Source organism: Cupriavidus sp. SS-3, from assembly GCF_035818815.1.
Taxonomy (GTDB): Bacteria; Pseudomonadota; Gammaproteobacteria; order Burkholderiales; family Burkholderiaceae; genus Cupriavidus; species Cupriavidus taiwanensis_C.
On record NZ_JAYLVT010000003.1, the window covers coordinates 242,248 to 261,772 of the forward strand.

Sequence of the window (19,525 nt, forward strand, 5' to 3'; positions counted from 1 at the left end):
GCATGGCAGGCACGCCAGGTGCCCGCGAATCGACGATGCAAAGCCCGACTATACCCCGCAGCCGCCGCCTTTCCGCCGACGCCAGCGTTGCCGGCATGGCTTTGCCCGGCCGGCCCGGGGGCGGTGCCGCCGCGCAGCCCAGGGGCGACGGGAGTAGAATTGCGACATGCAAAACGCCCACGCCATCAATGCCGACCTGCATTGCCATTCCACCGTTTCCGACGGCACGCTTGCGCCGCGCGCCGTGGCGCAGATCGCCCGCGACGCGGGGGTTGCGTTCTGGGCGCTGACCGACCACGACGAGCTGGGCGGGCAGGCCGAGGCACGCGCCGCCGCCGAGGAATTCGGCATGCGCTATGTGCCGGGCGTCGAGATCTCGGTGACCTGGGCCGGGCAGACCGTGCATATCGTCGGCCTGCAGATCGACCCGTTCTGCCCGGAACTGATCGATGGCCTGACCGAGACCCGCTCGGGTCGCGCACGCCGCGCGCGCGATATCGCCGATGCGCTGGCCAGGGTGGGCATCGACGGTGCCTATGAAGGGGCCCTGCAGTACGTGGGCAACCCGGACCTGATCTCGCGCACGCATTTCGCGCGCTGGCTGGTCGACCAGGGCCGCTGCGCCAGCATCGGCGATGTCTTCAGCGAGTACCTGTCCGAGGGCCGTCCCGGCTATGTCGGCCACCGCTGGGCCAGCCTGGCCGAAGCGGTGGGCTGGATCCGCACCGCCGGCGGCATCGCGGTGATGGCGCACCCGGGCCGCTACCACTACACCGACACCCAGCACGACGCGCTGTTCGATGAATTCACGGCACTGGGCGGCGGCGCGGTCGAGGTGGTGACCGGCAGCCATACGCCCGACCAGTACCGCCGCTACGCCGAGGTGGCGCGGCGCTACGGCTTGCTCGCTTCGCGCGGGACGGACTTCCACGGGCCCGGCGAGGGCCGGGTGGAACTCGGCACGCTGCCGCCGCTGCCGTCCACGGTCACGCCGGTCTGGCACGACTGGTAGGCGCCCCGCCTGGCCGGGGCCAGCCCCCGGATGCCGCTCCATTCCATCCGACTCCGCTCCCTGGCCCATGTCCCAGTACTTCGAGATCCATCCGCTCAACCCGCAGTCGCGCCTGCTCAAGCAGGCCGCCCAGATCCTGCAGAAGGGCGGGCTGGTGGCGCTGCCGACCGACTCCAGCTATGCGCTGGCGTGCCGGCTCGACGACAAGGCCGCGGTCGAGCGCCTGCGCCGGCTGCGCGGCATCGACGACCGCCACCACCTGACGCTGATGTGCCGCGACCTGTCCGAGCTCGGCAACTTTGCCCGCGTCGACAACCGCCAGTACCGCTGGCTCAAGGGCGCCACGCCGGGCCCGTACGTGTTCATCCTGGAGGCGACCAAAGAGGTGCCACGGCGGCTGTCGCACCCGGCGCGCAAGACTATCGGCGTGCGCGTGCCCGAGCATGCCATCCCGCTGGCGCTGCTGGGCGAAACCGGCGAGCCGCTGATCTCGGCGACGCTGCAGCTGCCGGGCGACGAAGCACCGCTCAACGATCCGGCACAGATCCGGGCGCGGCTGGAAAAACAGCTCGACCTGGTCGTGGACGGCGGGCCGGCCCCCGCGCAGCCGACCACGGTGATCGACCTGACCGGCGGCGAGCCCGAACTGGTCCGCGCCGGCCGCGGCGACATCGCCCGCTTCGGCCTCTGACCCGCGGCGCCGCCGCGCCTTCGGGCGGGTGCATCAGCGTGCGCCCGGGCGCCGGCGGGCCGCTACAATAGCGCTCATGGATTCCTCCCTTATCCAGACCTTCGCGGTCTATGCCCTGCCGGTGCTGTTCGCCATCACGCTGCATGAGGCTTCGCACGGCTACGTGGCCAAGCTGTTCGGCGACAGCACCGCCTATGCCCTCGGGCGCGTCAGCCTGAACCCGATTCGCCATATCGACCCGATCGGCACCATTGCCGTGCCGCTGCTGCTGTACATCATGACCAGCGGCCAGTTCGTGTTCGGCTACGCCAAGCCGGTGCCGGTGGTGTTCGAGCGCCTGCGCAACCCGCGCTGGCATGGCATGTGGGTGGCGCTGGCGGGCCCGGCCAGCAACGTGGTGCAGGCCTTCGTCTGGGTGCTGCTGGCGATCGGCCTGACCTGGGGCGGCGTGCGCGAGCCGTTTTTCGGCGAGATGGCACTTGCCGGCGTGCGCGTCAACCTGGTGGTGGCGGCCTTCAACCTGTTCCCGGTGCCGCCGCTGGATGGCGGCCGGGTGCTGACCGCGCTGCTGCCGCAAGGCATTGCGCGCGCGGTGTCGCGCATCGAGCCCTATGGCATTTTCGTGGTGCTGGCGCTGGTGGCCGCGGGGGTGATCACCACCATCTGGATGACGCCGGTGGTCAATGTGCTGATGTCCCTGATCGAGCTGCTGCTGCGCCCGATCGTGCTGCTGCTCAATTGACGGGGGCTGCCATGACGCTGTCGCACGCCGGCATTGCCGCGCCCTCCGCCTGGGTCACGCGCTGGGCCCATCTGCTGCGCCCGGGCGCGCGGGTGCTGGACCTGGCCTGCGGCGGCGGCCGCCATGGCGCCTGGCTGGCCGCGCGCGGCCACCGGGTGCTGGCGGTCGACCGCGATGCCGACGCCATCGCCGGCCTGCCTGCGGGCGTGACCGGGCGCGTGGCCGACCTGGAGCAGGGCGGCTGGCCGCTGTCCGAGGAGGCGCCGTTCGACGCCATTGTCGTCACCAACTACCTGCACCGGCCGCTGTGGCCGCACCTGGCGGCTGCGCTGGCGCCGGGCGGGTACTGGATCTACGAAACCTTCGCCGCCGGCAACGAGACCGTGGGCAAGCCGTCGCGCTCGGATTTCCTGCTGCGCCCGGGCGAGCTGCTCGAGGTCGCGCACGCGCATGGGTTGCGCGTGGTGGCGTACGAGGATGGCGTGGTCGAAGTGCCGAAAACAGCCTTCGTCCAGCGCCTATGTGCGGTGCGCGAGGCGGCGCCGGCGGCCGGTGCGGCCGCGCCGCCACGCTACCGGCTCGATCCCTGAGCGGCGCGTCGCGCTGTCGGCGCAAACGGCGCCGCACGCGTTGAAACAGTTGGTATCAACCCCTGTCCGGGCAGCGGTCGAAGCGGCCTGCGGTTCCGGTACAATCCCGTTATTCGCATCCCGAATTCCCTAACGTTATGACACAGATTACCGGCAGCATCGTTGCCATCGTCACCCCGATGCAAGAGGACGGCAGCCTGGACTTCCCGGCCCTGCGCGCACTGGTCGACTGGCACGTTGCCGAAGGCACCGACGCCATCGTGATCGTGGGCACCACCGGCGAGTCCCCGACGGTGACCGTCGAGGAGCACTGCGAACTGATCCGCGTTGCCGTCGAACAGGCCGGCAAGCGCATCCCGATCATCGCGGGGACCGGCGGCAATTCCACCAAGGAAGCCATCGAGCTGACCGCCTTCGCCAAGAAGGTGGGGGCCGATGCCTCGCTGCAGGTCGTGCCGTACTACAACAAGCCGACCCAGGAAGGCATGTACCGGCATTTCCGCACCATCGCCGAGGCGGTGGACCTGCCGGTGCTGCTGTACAACGTCCCCGGCCGCACGGTCGCGGACATGAACAACGAGACCATCCTGCGCCTGGCGCAGGTGCCGGGCATCGTCGGCGTCAAGGAAGCGACCGGCAACATCGACCGTGCCGCGCAGCTGATCAAGGGCGCACCGGAAGGCTTCGCCATCTACAGCGGCGACGATCCCACCGCGGTGGCGCTGATCCTGCTGGGCGGCCACGGCAATATCTCGGTGACCGCGAACGTGGCGCCGCGCAAGATGCACGAGATGTGCGCGGCGGCACTGAAGGGCGACGTCGTGACCGCGCGCCGCCTGCATATGGAACTGATCGGGCTGAACCAGGCCATGTTCATCGAAGCCAATCCGATCCCGGTGAAGTGGGCGCTCCAGCAGATGGGCAAGATGGCAGGCGGTATCCGCCTGCCGCTGACCCCGCTGTCCGAGAGCAACCACGACTACGTACGCAAGGCACTGGCCGCCGCCGGCCTGCTGGCCTGATTTTCCGCGGCGTCCTGCTGTCCGCCTTATCTACTAGGATTGCGTGTCAATGAAACTGAAGCTTAACCGCCGCGGCGCGACGCAAGTCCGCCGCGCCGCCCTGGTTGTGCCCGTGCTTGCTGCCGGTGTGCTGACCGGCTGCAGCAGCCTCAACGAGGCCATGCAGCCCGACAAGATCGACTACAAGTCGTCGGCCTCGAAGCGCACGCCCACGCTCGACGTGCCGCCCGACCTGACCAAGCTGGAAGGCGACCGGCGCTATTCGGTACCCGATGCCAACGGCACCTCGACGCTGTCGACGTACAGCCAGGCCACCAAGGTGCGCGAGCAATCGCCGACCGAGAACGTGCTGCCGTCGGCGCAGGGCATCCGCATGGAGCGCGACGGCAACCAGCGCTGGCTGGTGATCAGCAACGGCATGCGCGGCGACCAGCTGTGGCAGCAACTGCGCGGCTTCTGGCAGGAAAGCGGTTTCCTGCTGGTGCAGGACTCGCCCGAGACCGGCATCATGGAAACCGACTGGGCCGAGAACCGCGCCAAGATCCCGCAGGACATCATCCGCAATACCATCGGCAAGGTGTTCGACGGCCTGTACTCCACCTCCGAGCGCGACAAGTTCCGCACCCGCGTCGAGCGCGCGCAGAACGGCACGCTGGAAGTCTTCATCAGCCACCGTGGCGCTCAGGAACAGCTGACCGGCATCGACAAGTCGAGCACGGTGTGGACCCCGCGCCCGGCCGATCCCGAGCTGGAAGCCGAGTTCCTGTCGCGCCTGGCCCAGCGCCTGGGCGTGCAGAAGGAGCAGGCCGACCGCATGGCCAAGAGCCCGACGCCGGCCGGCAATACCGCCGCGGCGGCGGGCGCTGCCGCCAGCACCACGGCCGCCGCGGGTGCCGCTGCCGGCGCCGACGGTGCCACGCCGAACAAGTCGTACCTGGCCCAGGTCAATGGCGCCCCGGCGCTGCAACTGCCCGAGCCATTCGACCGTGCCTGGCGCTCGGTGGGGCTGTCGCTGGACCGCGTCAACTTCACCGTCGAAGATCGCGATCGCGCGCAAGGGCTGTATTACGTGCGCTATGTCGACCCGCGCAACACGGTCGACAACCGCGGCTTCTTCTCCAAGCTGTTCACCAAGCCGGACGATCCCAAGACCGCCAAGAAGTACCGCGTCTCGCTCAAGGGCACGGGCAGCGGCACGCTGGTGACGGTGCTCAACGATGCTGGCCAGCCGGAGAACGGCGAAGTCGGCAAGCGCATCCTGTCGCTGCTCGACGAGCAACTGCACTGAGCCGGCGCATGAGTGCTGGCTTGCCAGCCGGCCGTCCCGGCCGGTGCCTGGCGGGGAGGGCGCGGCCATGATGCGCTTCGCCTTCCTCGGCAGCGGCAGCGAGGGCAACTCGCTGCTGATCGAATCCCGCGAAGACACCACCACCACCCGCGTGCTGCTGGATTGCGGCTTCGGCATCCGCGAGACCGCCCGGCGCCTGGAGCGCCTGGGCGTCACGCCGGACCAGCTCGACGCCGTGCTGGTCACGCATGAGCATGGCGACCATGTCGGTTCGGCCTATGCCTTTGCCGCGCGCCATCGCCTGACGGTCTATGCCAGCCACGGCACCTGGCTGGCCACCTCGCACCTGCGCGGCGCCGACGTGGCCGACGTGCGGGTCTGCTGTGCCGACCATGGCTTCGCCATCGGCGGCCTGCAGGTGCTGCCCTACACCGTGCCGCACGACGCGCGCGAGCCGGTGCAGTTCGTGCTGTCGGACGGGCAGGCACGGCTTGGTGTGCTAACCGATGCGGGCATGGAAACGCCTTACGTGACCGCGCGCCTGGCGGGCGTCGATGCGCTGGTGCTCGAATGCAACCATGACCGCGAGCTGCTGCGCAATTCGGTCTATCCGGCCTCGCTCAAGCGGCGCATCGGCGGCGACTTCGGCCACCTGGCCAATGAAGTCGCGGCCAGCATCCTGGCGCAGGTGGCCCATGACGGCCTGAACCGCGTGGTGGCGGCCCACCTGAGCAAGCAGAACAACACGCGTGAACTGGCCACCGGTGCGCTGGCGGCGGCGCTGGGCGCCAGGCCGAGCGAAGTGCTGGTGGCGGACCAGGACGAAGGCCTGGCGTGGCAGGCGGTGCGGGCCTGAGGTCCGTGGCTGCAGGGACCGCGCGAGGGCGCGCCCCAAAAACAAAAACCGGCCCGAAGGCCGGTTTTTTTATCGGTCAGAAACCGATTACTGCTTGGCGGCCGGAGCCGAAGCGTCAGCAGCCGGAGCCGAGGCGTCAGCAGCCGGGGCCGAAGCGTCAGCAGCCGGAGCGACCGGGGCTTCAGCAGCCGGAGCCGAAGCTTCAGCAGCAGGAGCGGTAGCAGCCGGAGCAGCCGTGTCAGCGGCCGGGGCGGCAGCTTCTTCCTTCTTGCCGCAAGCAGCGAGAGCAACAGCGGCCAGCAGCGATGCGATCAGGAGAGACTTCTTCATTGTTCGTCCTTTAACTTGTAATAACGAAAAACAGGCGATGAATAATTACCGGTAATTATCGCTCTTGAACTGCAAAATTAGGCCCTCCCGGGTGCCGACATATGCAGTGGTCCACAGTACTAGCCAGCCAACGATTATATCCGCGTTTTCCCGGCTTGTGTAGCGCCGAAATTTGCTGATTCGCAATGTTACGCATTATTACAGCCGCGGCCCCAATTGCAACCATCCTTCCAGGGTCCAGTGATGGAAGGTTTCCATCAAATCGGGCAGATCGGCACAGTTCTCGACCTCCTGCGCACTAAGCTGCCGATTATCGGCCAACTTCTTCAGCCACGGCATCAATTCGGCCGGCGGCTCATAGGCTTCTCCGTTCAGGAAGAAATTGGCCCGGTCGTAAAGCGCAATCGATGCCGGCGCCAGCACCACCCCATGCCGGGACGCCAGTGTCGCATAACGGCGCAACGGCATGTCAGCGATCTCTGCAAATTCAACGCCAGGTTTGGGCTCGGACAGATGGCTGCCAAGGAATTCCGACACCATCTGGCTGTTCCATTGGAGTGCCTTGAGCCGTTCCGCCACCGCCTTGGCCATGCCCGCCGGCAATTGCGCGGGACGGGCCGCGGCGCGCTCGCCGGCATCGGCATAACGGCCGCCGAGATCCTCGTTGTCTTCCACCGTTTCCGACAGCCATGCCAGGAAGTGTCCGGCCAATTCGCGATAGGCGGGTGCGCGGAAACCGATCGAGCAGGTCATGCATTCGCCTTCGGCAATACCATCGTGCGCATATTGCGGCGGCAGGTACAGCATGTCGCCCGGTTCCAGTACCCATTCCTGTTCCGCGCTGAAGTCGGCAAGAATCTTCAGCGGCATCTCGGGGATCAGCTCGAGGCTGGTCTGTGACGAAATGCGCCAGCGGCGTCGGCCCGAGACTTGCAGCAGGAACACGTCATACGAGTCGAAGTGCGGGCCCACGCCGCCGCCATCGGTGGCGTAGCTGATCATCACGTCGTCGAGGCGCGCATCGGGCACGAAGCGGAAGCGGCCCATCAGTTCCGCCGCGGCGGCATCGTGCAGGTTGACGCCCTGCACCAGCAGCGTCCACTGGCGGGTCTTGACGCCGGGCAGGTTTTCGCGCGCAAATGGACCATGCGCGAGCTTCCAGCGGTTGCGGAAGTGCGTCACCAGGCGCGATTCGACATCGTCGCGATCGGCGAGATCGAAAAGCGCATCGCGCGACACCGGCGGCACAATTCCCGGCACCGCCTGTCGAATGAGCAAGGGCTTGCGATGCCAGACATCCCGCATGAATGCAGCAGGCGTCATGCCACCAAGCAGGTCGAGCGGAGTGTCTGGATCGACGGGGCCAGGGGGCAGGGCCTGCGCGTATAATGCGGAATCGTTCATGGAGTCAAGAATTGAAAATCGCTAAGAACACGGTGGTGTCCGTGATGTACAAGCTATCGGACGCGCAAGGCAATCTGATCGAGGAGTCAGATGAAGCCATGGTCTATTTGCACGGCGGCTATGATGGCACGTTCCCCAAGATCGAGGAAGCGCTCGACGGCCATGACACCGGCTTCGAGACCCAGTTGCAGCTGGAGCCGGAAGACGCGTTCGGCGACTACGATGCCGACCTGGTGAAGGTCGAGCCGCGCAACCGCTTCCCCGAGCCGCTCGAAGTCGGCATGCAGTTCGAAGGCATGCCCGAGGACGGCGACGAAGAAGACTCCGTCATCTACACCGTGACCGACGTGGCCGAGGACAAGGTCGTGCTGGACGGCAACCACCCGCTGGCCGGCATGGCGCTGCGCTTCTGGCTGAAGGTTTCGGAAGTGCGCGAAGCCACCGCCGAGGAAGTCGAGCATGGCCACGCCCACGGCGCCTCGGGCGTTGAAGTGGTGGACGAAGACGAGGACGACGATACCCCGCGCACGCTGCACTGAGCTTTCGCTTGCAGTGCTGTCACCAGGAAGCCGGCCGTTGCCGGCTTCTTTGCTTTGGCGCGCGCGTCAGTTCGGTGCCGGGGCGTCCTTCAGCACCACCGCGAACGGCGACGCCGCGGCGGGCGTGATCACCAACTCGGCCCATTGCGAAATCGAGCTGGCCGGCAGCGACACGCGCGTGAAGTTCTGCATCACCTTGCCGGCCGCGTCGCGAAGCGGCTTGTCGATGCCGAAGCCGCTGTCGGCGCCGCTGCCGGCGGCGTGCACCAGCAACACGTGGCCGTTGAAGCGCGCGCTCAGGTCGCGCAGCTGCCGCTTGAATTCCAGGTAGCCATCGCGCGTGCGATGGCGCATGAAGCCGTCGAGCAGCGTGGGCCGTCCTTTCTTCTCCCAGCCGTTGGCGAAATGCGGATCGGCATGGGCGACCACGACGATGCCGTTAAGGTCGCGCTGGCGCGCCACCGAGAACGCCCGCGCCAGCCACTGCCGGTTGGCTTCGCGCCGGTCCTCGAATTCGCTGTTGCGGCCGCCTTCGTCGCGGTAGTGGTTGTTGTCGCCCGGCACGTTCAGGCCGACGATCAGCACGTCGCCGACACTGATGCGCATGTTCTCGCGAAAGCTGCGGAACAGCGCCTGGTCCGATTGCCGCACCAGCGGCCGCGTCTGCCGTCCGAGCGTGGCGTCTTCCGGAAAGAACAGTTCGCGCAGCCGGCTCAGCCGCTCGACCGGGTCGAAGCTGCCATTGACCGGCAGCCTGCATTCGGACCAGTCGGTTTCGCCCGGCACGTAGATCAGCGGCAGCGGCGACTGGCTCAGCAGCTGCTGGCGGCTGCCGAGCACGGCGTCGCTGCATGACTCCGTATCGCCCTTGATGCCGCCGGCGTGGATCACAAGGTTCAGCTTGCGCTCGGCGAAGTGGTCGAGCAGCGTCGCCAGGCTGGCTTCCGCGGCGGGCCATTGCGGCAGGTCGGCGATCAGCGCAACTCGCACCACCTGCGGCTTGGCCGGCGCCCGCGCCGCCAGCGCGTGCGGCGCGGCCGCCGCCATGGCGGCCAGGCACAGCCATGGCAGCAGCAGGCTCGGCAGGCCCCGGGGCAGCGCCTTCATGCCGTATCGACCGCCTCGCCCGCCAGCGCCTTGAGCCGGTATAGCGCCTCAAGCGCCGCGCGCGGCGTCAGCGTGTCCGGATCCATATCGGCCAGCGCGTCGATCACGGCTGCCTGCTCGGGCGCCAGCGCGGGGGCGGAGGCGGCCGTGGCGGCAGCGTCGTCATCCCAGGCGTCGTCGCCGTCCGGCGTCGGCGGCGCGGCGAACAGGTCGAGCTGCGGCGTAGGCGTAGCGTCGGCGGATTGCTGCTCCAGCCAGGCCAGGTGCTTGCGCGCGGCGCGGATTACCGGCTGCGGCACGCCCGCCAGTTGCGCCACCTGCAGGCCGTAGCTCTGGCTGGCCGGGCCGTCCTGCACCGCGTGCAGGAACACGATGCCGTCACCATGCTCGACCGCCGACAGGTGCACGTTGGCCGCCTGCGGAAACTCCTGCGGCAGCTGCGTCAGTTCGAAGTAATGCGTGGCGAACAGGGTATGGCTGCGGTTGTGCGACAGCAGGTGGCGCGCGATCGCCCAGGCCAGCGCCAGGCCGTCGAAGGTCGAGGTGCCGCGGCCGATCTCGTCCATCAGCACCAGCGATGCCGGGGTGGCGTGATGCAGGATGCCAGCGGCTTCGGTCATTTCGACCATGAAGGTCGAGCGCCCGCCGGCCAGGTCGTCGGCGGCACCGATGCGGGTAAAGATGCGGTCGATCGGTCCGATCGCCGCCCGCCGCGCCGGCACATATGCGCCGACGCAGGCCAGCAGCACGATCAGCGCGGTCTGGCGCATGAAGGTCGATTTACCGCCCATGTTGGGGCCGGTGATCAGCAACAGCTTGCGCGCCTCGTTGAGCTGGCAGTCGTTGGCGATGAACGCCACCGACTCCGCCGCGAGCTGGCCTTCGACCACCGGGTGCCGGCCCTGCACGATATCGACCACGTTTTCGGCGACGCGCTCCGGCGCCGACCAGTCCAGCGTCTGCGCGCGCTCGGCCAGGGCCGCCAGCACGTCCAGCCGCGCCAGCGCGGCGGCCACGCGCTGCAGCTCGGCGATATGCGGCAGCAGTGCCTGCAGCAGGCCCTCGTAGAGCTGCTTTTCGCGCGCCAGGGCGCGGTCCTGCGCCGACAGGGCCTTGTCCTCGAAGGCCTTGAGTTCGGGCGTGATGTAGCGCTCGGCGTTCTTCAGGGTCTGGCGGCGCCGGTAGTCGTCGGGCACCTTGTCGGCCTGGCCGTTGGTGACCTCGATATAGAAGCCATGCACGCGGTTGAACTCGACGCGCAGGTTGGCAATGCCGGTGCGGGCGCGCTCGCGCGCTTCCAGGTCGATCAGGAACTGGCCGCAATTTTCGGAAATATCGCGCAGCTCGTCGAGCTCGGCATCGAAGCCGCGCGCGATCACGCCGCCGTCGCGCACCACGGTGGCGGGCTCTTCGGCCACGGCGCGCACCAGCAGGTCCAGGCAGTCCTGCGGCACGGCCAGGTCCTGCAGGGTCTGCGCCAGCAGCATGCTGCCCTGGTCGTCGCGCAGGCAGGCCTGCACCTCGGGCAGCGCGCGCAGCGTGTCGCGCAGCGACGACAGGTCGCGCGGGCGCGCATTGAGCAGCGCCAGCCGCGAGGTGATGCGCTCGACGTCGGCCAGCCGGCGCAGCGCCCCGCGCAGCGCGTCGGTGCCCTGGTCGATCAGCACGCCGATGGCCTGCTGGCGCGCCTGCGGCACGGCCGGGTCGCGCAGCGGGTGGTGCAGCCAGTGGCGCAGCGCGCGGCTGCCCATGGCGGTGCAGCAGGTGTCCAGCAGAGAGAACAGCGTCGGCGACTCGCCGCCGCGCAGCGTTTCGGTCAGTTCCAGGTTACGCCGGGTGGCGGAATCCAGGCCGACGTACTCCGATTCGCGCTCGACCTTCACGCCCTGCACATGGCGCAGCGACTGCCCTTGGGTGGTGGCGGCGTAGTTCAGCAGCGCGCCCGCCGCGCCCAGCGCGGCCCCCAGACCGGCGCAGCCGAACGGTTCCAGGCTGGCCACGCCCAACTGCTCGCGCAGCCGGCGCGTGCCGGCGTCCTGGTCGAAATGCCATTCCGGCAGGCGGGTTCGTGCGCAAGCCAGTGCGGGCAGGTCAATGCCATCCGCATACAAAAGCTCGGCCGGGCGAATGCGCTCCAGCTCGCGGCCCAGCAGCGCCGCTTCGCATTCCATCAGGCGCAGCTCGCCGCTGGCCAGGTTCAGCCACGCCAGGCCGGTCTTGCTGACGCCGCGGCGCGTGGTCTGCTGGTGCACGGCCATCAGGAAGGTATCGGCCTTGTCGGGCAGCAGCGCGGCATCGGTCAGCGTGCCGGGGGTGACGATGCGCACCACCTTGCGCTCCACCGGCCCCTTGCTGGTGGCGGGGTCGCCGATCTGCTCGCAGATCGCCACCGACTCGCCCAGCTTTACCAACCGTGCCAGATACTGGTCGGCCGAATGGAAGGGGATACCGGCCATGCGGATCGGCACGCCATTCGACGCGCCGCGCGCGGTCAGCGTGATGTCGAGCAGGCGCGCGGCCTTCTCGGCATCGTCATGGAAAAGTTCATAGAAGTCACCCATGCGGTAGAACAGCAGGGTGTCGGGGTGGTCCGCCTTGATGCGCAAATATTGCTGCATCATGGGCGTGTGGCGGCTGCCTGCGGCGTCTGCCTGTGCCTGTTCAGGGTCGGTTTTCTTCTGCAATCCCATTGCCATTTAGCCTGTCTGGCGGTGGGCCTGCGTCGTGCCGCCCGATCCGCGCCGAACGCACCTTGCGTGCCAAGAAAAGCGCCCCCGCGGGGGCGGGCCGGGCGCTGCTCCGGCGGCCTGTGGCCGCGGCACGAAGGGGCGTTTTCGAATATGGGCGATATGGTACAGCACGGTGCTGCCGCCGAAGCGGCGCAGCCGCGCTGCGCGGGTGCAGGATCAGCGGAACACCAGCACCGGGATGTTGCTATGGGTCAGCACTTTCTGCGTTTCGCTGCCGAGCAGCAGGCCGCTGAGTCCGCGGCGGCCGTGCGAGGCCATGAAGATGACATCGCAGCCCAGGTCCCGGGCGGCATGGATGATGCCCTGGTACGGCGCCGAAGCGCTGGAGACGTGGCCGCTGCACGGCACGCCGGCCAGCGCGGCCGCGGACTCGACCTTGGCCAGTTCCTGGCGCGCCTCGGCTTCGACGCGCTGCTGGTAGGCGTCCCGCTTTTCGTGCGAGCTGTCGCTGGTCAGCACATAGGGATAGCTCTCCACGCACATGTAGGGCGTGAGCCGTGCCCCGGCGGCGCGGGCGAACTGGATGCCGGCGGAGACGGCCTGGTGCGACAGCTCCGAGCCGTCGACGGGGAGCAGGATGTGCTTGAACATGGGGTCCTTTTTCAGTTGTTGTGTGAAGCGAATGGCGCGAGCCGGGCACACGAGGGCGGAGCCCGGTCTTGCCGCGCTCAGTTGGCCAGCGCGCGCCCGACGATCAGCGGATCCGGCTGGCCGATGGCGGTGGTGTCGCGGTTGGCATAGGGGAAGCGCGACAGGATGTAGCGCAGCGCATTGAGCCGCGCGCGCTTCTTGCAATCGGAGCGGATCACCGTCCATGGCGCATCGGCGGTATCGGTATGCGCGAACATGGCTTCCTTGGCACGGGTGTAGTCGTCCCATTTGTCGAGCGAGGCAACGTCGACCGGGCTGAGCTTCCATTGCTTGAGCGGATGGATCTCGCGCTCGCGAAAGCGTCGGAGCTGCTCCTTCTGGCTGACCGAGAACCAGAACTTGAACAGGTGGATGCCGCTGCGCACCAGGTGCCGCTCGAAGTCGGGCGCCTGCTGCAGGAAGTCCTGGTATTCGCGGGTCGAGCAGAAGCCCATCACGTGTTCGACGCCGGCGCGGTTGTACCAGGAACGGTCGAACAGCACGATCTCGCCGGCAGACGGCAGGTGCTGCACGTAGCGCTGGAAATACCATTGCCCGCGCTCGGCCTCGGTGGGCTTTTCCAGGGCCACCACACGGGCGCCGCGCGGGTTCATGTGTTCCATGAAGCGTTTGATGGTGCCGCCCTTGCCGGCGGCGTCGCGGCCTTCGAACAGGATCACCACGCGCTGGCCGGTCTCGCGCACCCAGGCCTGGAACTTGAGCAGTTCGACCTGCAGGCGGTACTTCTGCTTCTCGTAACCGCGCCGCGACATCAGGTTCTGGTACGGGTACGCGCCTTCGCGCCAGCCGGCGGACAGCTCATCGTCCGGGTGGCGCTGGCGGCCGGCCTGCCAGGCGGCGGGGTCGCCCTCGAGAATGAGGCTGCGCAGTTGCGCGGCCTCGTCCGGCGCCAGGCCGTCGAGCAGGGTGCGGACGGCGCCCAGCATGCCGGCGCCATCGCCGGCCTGGCTGGCGAGGATGTCCTGCATGCCGCTTGCCGCGAGTTGCACCGCGGCTTCGACGGCGCTGTCGACTTCATTGCGCTGCGCCGACAGCGCCGAACGGGTGGGCAGCACATCGCCCCTGGCGGTGGCGCGCGGCCGTGTGGTGGTGGGGGTACGGGTGGGGATGCGGGTGGGGAGGGTGTCGCGATCGGTCATCTGCGCGCCTCCGGTCAGGCGGTGGTGCGGCGCAGGATCTGGTAGAGCTGGTCCTTGAGCAGCAGCTTCTCCTTTTTCAGCCGCTCGATCTCGAAGGTGGACGCCGGCACCAGGCCCGCCTCCATGTTATGGATTTCCTGGTCGAGCGTATTGTGGCGGTGGAACAGCCGCGCAAAGCGGGCGTCCTGCGTTTTGAGGGCGGTGATCTGTTCGCGGTACTCGGGAAACATGCTGGCTCTCCTGTGGCTGGATCCGCGCGCACATGGCGTGGCGCATGGATTCATTCTGGTGAGCGCAGGGCGGCGCGGCCTTGACCAGGATCATGGCTCGCCGGGGTATGAGACGAAGCCGCACGCGGGGCGCACCGGCGTGCGGCCCCAAAAAAACAAACGCCCGCCGGGGTGCGGCGGGCGTGCTTGCATGGCCGCTCAGGCCATCTGCAGGGGTCAGGCGGCGGTGGGCTTGGCGTTGTCCAGCGAGTACGGCGACAGCAGGCGCACCATCTGGGCAAAGGCCTTGGGGTTGCCGGCCAGCACTTCGCCTTGTTCCAGCTGGCGCGGCTCGCCGGCGTAGTTGCCTACCAGGCCGCCCGACTCGGTGATCAGCAGCATGCCGGCGGCCATGTCCCACGGCTGCAGGCCGCGCTCGAAGAAGCCGTCGAGGCGGCCGCAGGCGACGTAGGCCAGGTCCAGCGCGGCGGCGCCCGGGCGGCGCAGGCCGGCGCAGCTGCGCGTCATCAGCGCGAAGATCTCGAGGTATTCCTCCACGCCTTCCAGGTCGCGGAAGGGGAAGCCGGTGCCGATCAGGCAGTCGGCCAGCTTGTCGCGGCGGGTGACGCGGATGCGGCGGTTGTTGAGGAAGGCGCCGGCACCCTTGGAGGCGGTGAACAGCTCGTCGCGGGTCGGGTCGTAGACCACCGCCTGCACCGGCGTGCCGCGGTGCAGCTGGGCGATCGAAACCGCGTATTGCGGGAAGCCGTGGATGAAGTTGGTGGTGCCGTCGAGCGGGTCGATGACCCAGGTGTACTCATGGGTGGCTTCTTCTTCGGTCCAGGACTGGCCGGATTCTTCCGCTAGAATGCCGTGTTCCGGGTAGGCCGTGCGCAGGATCTCGATGATCGCGGCTTCGGCGGCGCGGTCGACCTCGGTAACGAAATCGTTGTGTTGCTTGCGCGAGACGCGCACCAGATCGACGTCGAGCGACGCGCGGTTGATGATGGATCCCGCCTTGCGGGCCGCCTTGATGGCGATATTGAGCATCGGATGCATGAATCTCTCCAGGCCGGCCACGACCGCGCGGCGGGGCGCCAAAGCGCCGCTCCCCGCTCATGGGCAGCTGACAACACAACGGATTGTAGAAGAACGTGGGGCGTCGCCGGCCTTGCTGCAGGACGCTTCGCAAATAAATGTGTCGCGAACGTCTCGCGCGCATGCATAAACCTGGCGCCGCGCCAAAGAAGAACCCCGAATTGTATATGAACCCGGCAATTGATACGAGCCAGCCCGCCACCCCCACGTCAGGCGGGGATGCCTTCGGCCGCGTGCGCTTCGTGCTGGTCGAAACCAGCCATCCCGGCAACGTCGGCTCGGTGGCGCGGGCGATCAAGACCATGGGCTTCGGCAGCCTGGTGCTGGTCTCGCCGCGCGAGCCCGAGGTGCTGCGGCATCCCGATGCCGTGGCCATGGCCAGCGGCGCCGACGACGTGCTGGCCGCCGCCGTGATCGTCGACCACGTCGATGCGGCCCTGGCCGGGGCCGCGTTGACCGTCGCCATGACCGCGCGCCAGCGCGAGTTCGGACCGCCGCGGCTGCTGCCGCGCGCCGCCGCCGCGCGGGCGCGCCAGACCCTGTCCGGCAGCGGCGACGTGGCGTTCGTGTTCGGCAACGAGCGTTATGGCCTGCCCAACGAGGTGGTGGAGCGCTGCAACGCCGTGACCCATATCCCCGCCAATCCCGCCTATGCCTCGCTGAACCTGGCGCAGGCGGTGCAGCTGGTCGCCTACGAGATGCGGCTGGCGCTGCTGGAGGCGGCCCCGGACGCGGGCGCCAATATCGGCTATGCTGGCGAGCCGGCCACGGCGGAACAGGTCGAGGCCATGTTCGGCCACCTGCAGACCGGGCTGGAGGCGATCGGATTTCTCGATCCGTCCAATCCGCGCAAGCTGATGACCCGGCTGCGCCGCCTGCTGGCGCGCAGCGGCCTCGAGCGCGAGGAAGTGAACATCCTGCGCGGCATCGCCAAGCACATGCTGATTGCCGCGCAGAACCAGTCCGGCCCGCAGGCCGACCGGTGACAGGAGCAAAGGACTGTGGCAGCAACCCGTAGCGATGCGATGTGGGACCAGGCCGGTGCATGCCGAGGCGGCGTGGCCGGGCGTCCTGCCGCCGCGGGTGGGCGCAGGCCCGGTCGATGTTGATCGCAGCATCGCAGCAATGTCCCTGGCGGATCAGGGGCCAAACGCCGGCGCCGCAAGGCGGGCCGGCAAATCCCTTACACTCCTGATCCTCTTCACCGGCCCCCGACCGCGCCGGCGACCCCGCCCCGGGCCCTGGCCCGCGTGTCGTGGCGCACGGCGCGGCACCACGACACGACCAAGATGTTCTCTCGCCTGAAGGAAGATATCGACACGATCATGCTGCGCGATCCCGCCGCGCGCAGCCGCCTGGAAGTCCTGACCTGCTATCCGGGCCTGCACGCGGTGCTGCTGCACCGGCTGGCGCATGCGTGCTGGCGCGCGGGCTGGCACTGGCTGGGCCGCTGGATTTCGCACTGGTCGCGCTTTTTCACCGGCATCGAGATCCATCCGGCGGCGACGCTGGGCCGGCGCGTGTTCATCGACCACGGCATGGGCGTGGTCATCGGCGAGACCGCGCAGATCGGCGACGACTGCACCATCTACCAGGGCGTGACGCTGGGCGGCACGTCGCTGTACAAGGGCCAGAAGCGGCATCCGACCCTCGGTGTCGGCGTGGTGGTCAGCGCGGGCGCCAAGGTGCTGGGCGGATTCGTGGTGGGCGACGGCGCGCGCGTGGGCTCCAATGCGGTGGTGCTCAAGCCGGTGCCGCCAGGGGCGACCGCGGTGGGCATTCCGGCCCGCATCATCCTGCCGGATGCGCCGTCGGTGCAGCAGGGCGCGAGGCAGGAGTTTTCGGCCTACGGCATCACGCCCAACGCGGACGACCCGGTGTCGCTGGCGCTCAAGAGCCTGATCGACAATGCCGCGGTCCAGCATGACCGCATCGAGGCCGTGCTGGCCGCGCTCGACCGGCTTGGCGAACACCTGGAGAACACCCCGAACGACCCGTTCGATGCCAGCGAACTGCGCAAGCTGATGAAGTAACGGCGTGCAGGCATGGGCGGCGCCGCTCGCCCGCGGCGCCGGTCAGTCGGTCTGCGGCAGCAGACGGAAGCCGTCTCGGTCCAGCTGCAGCACCGCCGCGCGCGGATGCGCGCCATCCAGGTCCCAGTCGGTCAGCACCCAGCGCACGCCTGCGCCGTCTTCATGGCGTGCGGGGCGATGGGTGTGGCCATGGACCAGCAGCGATGCGCCGGCGGCGCCGAGCAATTGCGCCGCCGCCGCGGGCGCCACATCGCCATAGACCGCCGGTGCCGCGACACCAGCCTCACGTTGCCTGGCGCGGTTGCCTTCGCTGTCGGCGCGCAGCTTGCGGGCCACCGCCAGGCGCGCGCGCAGCGGCAGCGCCAGGAACACGCGCTGCACCCAGCGCTTGCGGGTCCAGTGGCGAAACCGGTTGTAGCGTGCGTCGTCGATGCACAGCATGTCGCCGTGGCTCAGCACCACGCGCTGGCCGGCGCAGTGGATCACGGTGGGGTCGGGCAGCAGCGTGGCGCCGGCGGCGCCGGCGAAGCGCCGGCCCAGCAGGAAGTCGCGGTTGCCGTGCATCAGGTACACCGCGACGCCGTGCGCGGCCAGCGCGCGTAGCGCCAGCGCCACGCGTTGCGCGAACGGCGCCTCGGTTTCTTCGTCGCCGACCCAGAATTCAAAGAAGTCGCCCAGGATGAACAGCGCGCGCGCCTGCGCGGCGGCGCGCTCGAGCGTGCGCTCGAAGGCTGCCAGCGTGCGCGGCATGCCGGGCGTCAGATGCAGGTCTGAAATGAACCACGCCGGCGCCTGTACCTCGAGGGGACCGGCCACCGGCGTGTGGGAGATTGCGGTCATGCGTGGTGTCGGGAGAAGAAGGCCGGCACGCAGGCCGGCACGCGCGCGCGCACGGTACCGCAATCGGCAGGCATCGGCTTACTCGACGACGACGGCCTTCTCGATCACGACGTCTTCCAGCGGCACGTCCTGGTGGAAGCCCGAGCTGCCGGTGCGCACACCCTTGATCTGCTCGACCACGTCGGTGCCGTCGACGACCTTGCCGAACACGGCATAGCCGAAGCCCTGCGGGGTGGGCGACGAGAAGTTGAGGAAGTCGTTGTCGACCACGTTGATGAAGAACTGCGCGGTGGCCGAGTGCGGCGCATTGGTGCGCGCCATGGCCACGGTGTAGCGGTCGTTCTTCAGGCCGTTGCCGGCTTCGTTCTCGATCGGGGCGTCGGTGTCCTTCTGCTTCATGCCGGGCTCGAAGCCGCCGCCCTGGATCATGAAGTTCTTGATCACGCGGTGGAAGATGGTGTTGTCGTAGTGGCCCTTGCGGACATACGACAGGAAGTTCTCAACCGTTTTCGGGGCCTTCTCGGCGTCGAGTTCCAGGGTGATGACACCCTTGTTGGTCTGCAGCTGTACCTTGGACATGGCGGTTTCCTCTGTTCGGTAATTATTTGACGACGGTGGCCGACTCGATCACGATCGGCGCGGCCGGCACGTTGCGCATCGGGCCGTAGGCCGTGGTCGGCACGGCCTTGATCTTGTCGATCGTGTCCATGCCTTCCACCACCTTGCCGAAGACGGCATAGCCATTGCCGTCCGGCTGCGGGTAGTCGAGATTCGGATTATCCACCACATTGACGAAGAACTGCGCGGTGGCCGAATCCGGGTTGCTGGTGCGCGCCATGGCAACCGTGCCGGCCTTGTTCTTCAGGCCGCTGCGGGCTTCCAGCGGGATCGGCGCGCGCGTGGGCTTTTCCTTCATGTCGCGGTCGAAGCCGCCGCCCTGCACCATGAAGCCGTTGATCACGCGGTGGAAGATGGTGCCACTGTAGAAGCCGCTCTTCACATATTCCAGGAAGTTCGCGACGGTCTTGGGCGCGGCCTCGGGATAAAGCTCGACCGTGAACTTGCCGGCGCTGGTGACGAACTGGACGCGCTCGGCGGCCTTCTGCTGGGCCAGCGCGCTGAACGAAGACAGCGCGAGGGCGCCTGCGGCCAGGCCGGCAATGACGATGCGACGGGAACGGATCATGAAGGGAACTCCGGTAAGTCGGGATGGACACGGCCCGG

General features: G+C 68.3%; 21 protein-coding genes. 10 read left to right on the forward strand and 11 right to left on the reverse strand.

Annotated elements, in window-relative coordinates:
* Positions 1 to 166 precede the first annotated feature (166 nt).
* The 7 genes from U9J39_RS07035 to U9J39_RS07065 all read left to right on the forward strand — a co-directional run bounded on the left by U9J39_RS07035 (position 167) and on the right by U9J39_RS07065 (position 6,201).
* Positions 167 to 1,012 (forward strand): 3',5'-nucleoside bisphosphate phosphatase, encoded by an 846-nt coding sequence (locus U9J39_RS07035; RefSeq protein ID WP_326346816.1) that lies wholly within the window; start codon positions 167 to 169, stop codon positions 1,010 to 1,012.
* 67 nt (positions 1,013 to 1,079) lie between these two features.
* A complete protein-coding gene (locus U9J39_RS07040; protein WP_012352470.1) occupies positions 1,080 to 1,703 on the forward strand; it encodes an L-threonylcarbamoyladenylate synthase in 624 nt (207 codons plus the stop codon).
* Positions 1,704 to 1,779: 76 nt separating this feature from the next.
* Positions 1,780 to 2,445, forward strand: a complete 666-nt coding sequence (locus U9J39_RS07045; RefSeq protein ID WP_012352471.1) for a site-2 protease family protein — start codon at positions 1,780 to 1,782, stop codon at positions 2,443 to 2,445.
* Positions 2,446 to 2,456: 11 nt separating this feature from the next.
* Positions 2,457 to 3,035, forward strand: a complete 579-nt coding sequence (locus tag U9J39_RS07050; protein WP_326346817.1) for a class I SAM-dependent methyltransferase — start codon at positions 2,457 to 2,459, stop codon at positions 3,033 to 3,035.
* Between the two features lie 137 nt (positions 3,036 to 3,172).
* Positions 3,173 to 4,057 carry a 4-hydroxy-tetrahydrodipicolinate synthase gene (gene dapA, locus U9J39_RS07055; RefSeq protein WP_115708953.1) on the forward strand — a complete coding sequence of 295 codons (885 nt, stop codon included), beginning with the start codon at positions 3,173 to 3,175 and terminating at the stop codon, positions 4,055 to 4,057.
* Between the two features lie 49 nt (positions 4,058 to 4,106).
* Positions 4,107 to 5,345 carry an outer membrane protein assembly factor BamC gene (gene bamC / locus U9J39_RS07060; RefSeq protein WP_115708954.1) on the forward strand — a complete coding sequence of 413 codons (1,239 nt, stop codon included), beginning with the start codon at positions 4,107 to 4,109 and terminating at the stop codon, positions 5,343 to 5,345.
* Between the two features lie 67 nt (positions 5,346 to 5,412).
* On the forward strand, positions 5,413 to 6,201 hold the full coding sequence (locus tag U9J39_RS07065) for an MBL fold metallo-hydrolase (protein WP_115708956.1): 789 nt from the start codon (positions 5,413 to 5,415) through the stop codon (positions 6,199 to 6,201).
* An 87-nt stretch (positions 6,202 to 6,288) separates the two neighbouring features.
* Here U9J39_RS07065 and U9J39_RS07070 read toward each other — a convergent pair whose 3' ends face one another.
* Both U9J39_RS07070 and U9J39_RS07075 read right to left on the reverse strand, forming a co-directional pair.
* The gene (locus U9J39_RS07070; RefSeq protein ID WP_092313758.1) at positions 6,289 to 6,531 is read right to left on the reverse strand and encodes a hypothetical protein; all 243 of its coding nucleotides are present in this window, start codon (positions 6,529 to 6,531) and stop codon (positions 6,289 to 6,291) included.
* 198 nt (positions 6,532 to 6,729) lie between these two features.
* Positions 6,730 to 7,935, reverse strand: coding sequence for a cupin domain-containing protein (locus U9J39_RS07075; protein WP_198035966.1), 1,206 nt, complete (start codon positions 7,933 to 7,935; stop codon positions 6,730 to 6,732).
* An 11-nt stretch (positions 7,936 to 7,946) separates the two neighbouring features.
* Between U9J39_RS07075 and U9J39_RS07080 the strand changes: the two genes are divergently transcribed.
* Positions 7,947 to 8,474, forward strand: coding sequence for an FKBP-type peptidyl-prolyl cis-trans isomerase (locus U9J39_RS07080; RefSeq protein WP_025582242.1), 528 nt, complete (start codon positions 7,947 to 7,949; stop codon positions 8,472 to 8,474).
* Positions 8,475 to 8,540: 66 nt separating this feature from the next.
* Here the strand turns inward: U9J39_RS07080 and U9J39_RS07085 are convergent, their stop codons facing one another.
* From U9J39_RS07085 to U9J39_RS07110, 6 genes are all read right to left on the reverse strand, one after another.
* On the reverse strand, positions 8,541 to 9,581 hold the full coding sequence (locus tag U9J39_RS07085) for a hypothetical protein (RefSeq protein WP_116312385.1): 1,041 nt from the start codon (positions 9,579 to 9,581) through the stop codon (positions 8,541 to 8,543).
* Positions 9,578 to 12,271, reverse strand: a complete 2,694-nt coding sequence (gene mutS, locus U9J39_RS07090; RefSeq protein ID WP_326346863.1) for a DNA mismatch repair protein MutS — start codon at positions 12,269 to 12,271, stop codon at positions 9,578 to 9,580. Before mutS ends, U9J39_RS07085 begins: the two co-directional genes overlap by 4 nt.
* 216 nt (positions 12,272 to 12,487) lie before the next feature.
* Positions 12,488 to 12,922 (reverse strand): universal stress protein, encoded by a 435-nt coding sequence (locus tag U9J39_RS07095; RefSeq protein WP_326346818.1) that lies wholly within the window; start codon positions 12,920 to 12,922, stop codon positions 12,488 to 12,490.
* A 77-nt stretch (positions 12,923 to 12,999) separates the two neighbouring features.
* Entirely contained in the window at positions 13,000 to 14,121 is a 1,122-nt protein-coding gene (gene ppk2 / locus U9J39_RS07100; protein WP_326346819.1) for a polyphosphate kinase 2, read from the reverse strand.
* A gap of 14 nt (positions 14,122 to 14,135) precedes the next feature.
* On the reverse strand, positions 14,136 to 14,351 hold the full coding sequence (locus U9J39_RS07105; RefSeq protein ID WP_115708966.1) for a YdcH family protein: 216 nt from the start codon (positions 14,349 to 14,351) through the stop codon (positions 14,136 to 14,138).
* A 216-nt stretch (positions 14,352 to 14,567) separates the two neighbouring features.
* A complete protein-coding gene (locus U9J39_RS07110) occupies positions 14,568 to 15,389 on the reverse strand; it encodes an inositol monophosphatase family protein (RefSeq protein ID WP_116312388.1) in 822 nt (273 codons plus the stop codon).
* Between the two features lie 206 nt (positions 15,390 to 15,595).
* Between U9J39_RS07110 and U9J39_RS07115 the strand changes: the two genes are divergently transcribed.
* Entirely contained in the window at positions 15,596 to 16,414 is an 819-nt protein-coding gene (locus U9J39_RS07115) for an RNA methyltransferase (protein ID WP_442784890.1), read from the forward strand.
* Positions 16,415 to 16,717: 303 nt separating this feature from the next.
* Positions 16,718 to 17,461, forward strand: a complete 744-nt coding sequence (cysE, locus tag U9J39_RS07120; protein WP_115711614.1) for a serine O-acetyltransferase — start codon at positions 16,718 to 16,720, stop codon at positions 17,459 to 17,461.
* A gap of 42 nt (positions 17,462 to 17,503) precedes the next feature.
* On the opposite strand, the gene U9J39_RS07125 is transcribed toward cysE, so the two are convergent.
* From U9J39_RS07125 to U9J39_RS07135, 3 genes are all read right to left on the reverse strand, one after another.
* Positions 17,504 to 18,301: a UDP-2,3-diacylglucosamine diphosphatase gene (locus tag U9J39_RS07125; RefSeq protein ID WP_326346821.1), complete on the reverse strand. Its 798-nt coding sequence runs from the start codon at positions 18,299 to 18,301 to the stop codon at positions 17,504 to 17,506.
* A 78-nt stretch (positions 18,302 to 18,379) separates the two neighbouring features.
* Complete coding sequence (locus U9J39_RS07130; protein WP_012352488.1) at positions 18,380 to 18,880, reverse strand: peptidylprolyl isomerase; 501 nt, start codon at positions 18,878 to 18,880, stop codon at positions 18,380 to 18,382.
* A 22-nt stretch (positions 18,881 to 18,902) separates the two neighbouring features.
* A complete protein-coding gene (locus U9J39_RS07135) occupies positions 18,903 to 19,487 on the reverse strand; it encodes a peptidylprolyl isomerase (protein WP_115679947.1) in 585 nt (194 codons plus the stop codon).
* Between the last annotated feature and the right edge of the window lie 38 nt (positions 19,488 to 19,525).

What these genes read in the sequence shown, in the direction of transcription:
- U9J39_RS07035 (WP_326346816.1), top strand. Translation starts at nt 167, where the DNA reads ATGCAAAACGCCCACGCCATCAATGCCGACCTGCATTGCCATTCCACC.
- U9J39_RS07040 (WP_012352470.1), top strand. Translation starts at nt 1,080, where the DNA reads ATGTCCCAGTACTTCGAGATCCATCCGCTCAACCCGCAGTCGCGCCTG.
- U9J39_RS07045 (WP_012352471.1), top strand. Translation starts at nt 1,780, where the DNA reads ATGGATTCCTCCCTTATCCAGACCTTCGCGGTCTATGCCCTGCCGGTG.
- U9J39_RS07050 (WP_326346817.1), top strand. Translation starts at nt 2,457, where the DNA reads ATGACGCTGTCGCACGCCGGCATTGCCGCGCCCTCCGCCTGGGTCACG.
- dapA (WP_115708953.1), top strand. Translation starts at nt 3,173, where the DNA reads ATGACACAGATTACCGGCAGCATCGTTGCCATCGTCACCCCGATGCAA.
- bamC (WP_115708954.1), top strand. Translation starts at nt 4,107, where the DNA reads ATGAAACTGAAGCTTAACCGCCGCGGCGCGACGCAAGTCCGCCGCGCC.
- U9J39_RS07065 (WP_115708956.1), top strand. Translation starts at nt 5,413, where the DNA reads ATGATGCGCTTCGCCTTCCTCGGCAGCGGCAGCGAGGGCAACTCGCTG.
- U9J39_RS07070 (WP_092313758.1), bottom strand. Translation starts at nt 6,531, where the DNA reads ATGAAGAAGTCTCTCCTGATCGCATCGCTGCTGGCCGCTGTTGCTCTC.
- U9J39_RS07075 (WP_198035966.1), bottom strand. Translation starts at nt 7,935, where the DNA reads ATGAACGATTCCGCATTATACGCGCAGGCCCTGCCCCCTGGCCCCGTC.
- U9J39_RS07085 (WP_116312385.1), bottom strand. Translation starts at nt 9,581, where the DNA reads ATGAAGGCGCTGCCCCGGGGCCTGCCGAGCCTGCTGCTGCCATGGCTG.
- mutS (WP_326346863.1), bottom strand. Translation starts at nt 12,271, where the DNA reads ATGGGATTGCAGAAGAAAACCGACCCTGAACAGGCACAGGCAGACGCC.
- U9J39_RS07095 (WP_326346818.1), bottom strand. Translation starts at nt 12,922, where the DNA reads ATGTTCAAGCACATCCTGCTCCCCGTCGACGGCTCGGAGCTGTCGCAC.
- ppk2 (WP_326346819.1), bottom strand. Translation starts at nt 14,121, where the DNA reads ATGACCGATCGCGACACCCTCCCCACCCGCATCCCCACCCGTACCCCC.
- U9J39_RS07105 (WP_115708966.1), bottom strand. Translation starts at nt 14,351, where the DNA reads ATGTTTCCCGAGTACCGCGAACAGATCACCGCCCTCAAAACGCAGGAC.
- U9J39_RS07110 (WP_116312388.1), bottom strand. Translation starts at nt 15,389, where the DNA reads ATGCATCCGATGCTCAATATCGCCATCAAGGCGGCCCGCAAGGCGGGA.
- U9J39_RS07115 (WP_442784890.1), top strand. Translation starts at nt 15,596, where the DNA reads ATGAACCCGGCAATTGATACGAGCCAGCCCGCCACCCCCACGTCAGGC.
- cysE (WP_115711614.1), top strand. Translation starts at nt 16,718, where the DNA reads ATGTTCTCTCGCCTGAAGGAAGATATCGACACGATCATGCTGCGCGAT.
- U9J39_RS07125 (WP_326346821.1), bottom strand. Translation starts at nt 18,301, where the DNA reads ATGACCGCAATCTCCCACACGCCGGTGGCCGGTCCCCTCGAGGTACAG.
- U9J39_RS07130 (WP_012352488.1), bottom strand. Translation starts at nt 18,880, where the DNA reads ATGTCCAAGGTACAGCTGCAGACCAACAAGGGTGTCATCACCCTGGAA.
- U9J39_RS07135 (WP_115679947.1), bottom strand. Translation starts at nt 19,487, where the DNA reads ATGATCCGTTCCCGTCGCATCGTCATTGCCGGCCTGGCCGCAGGCGCC.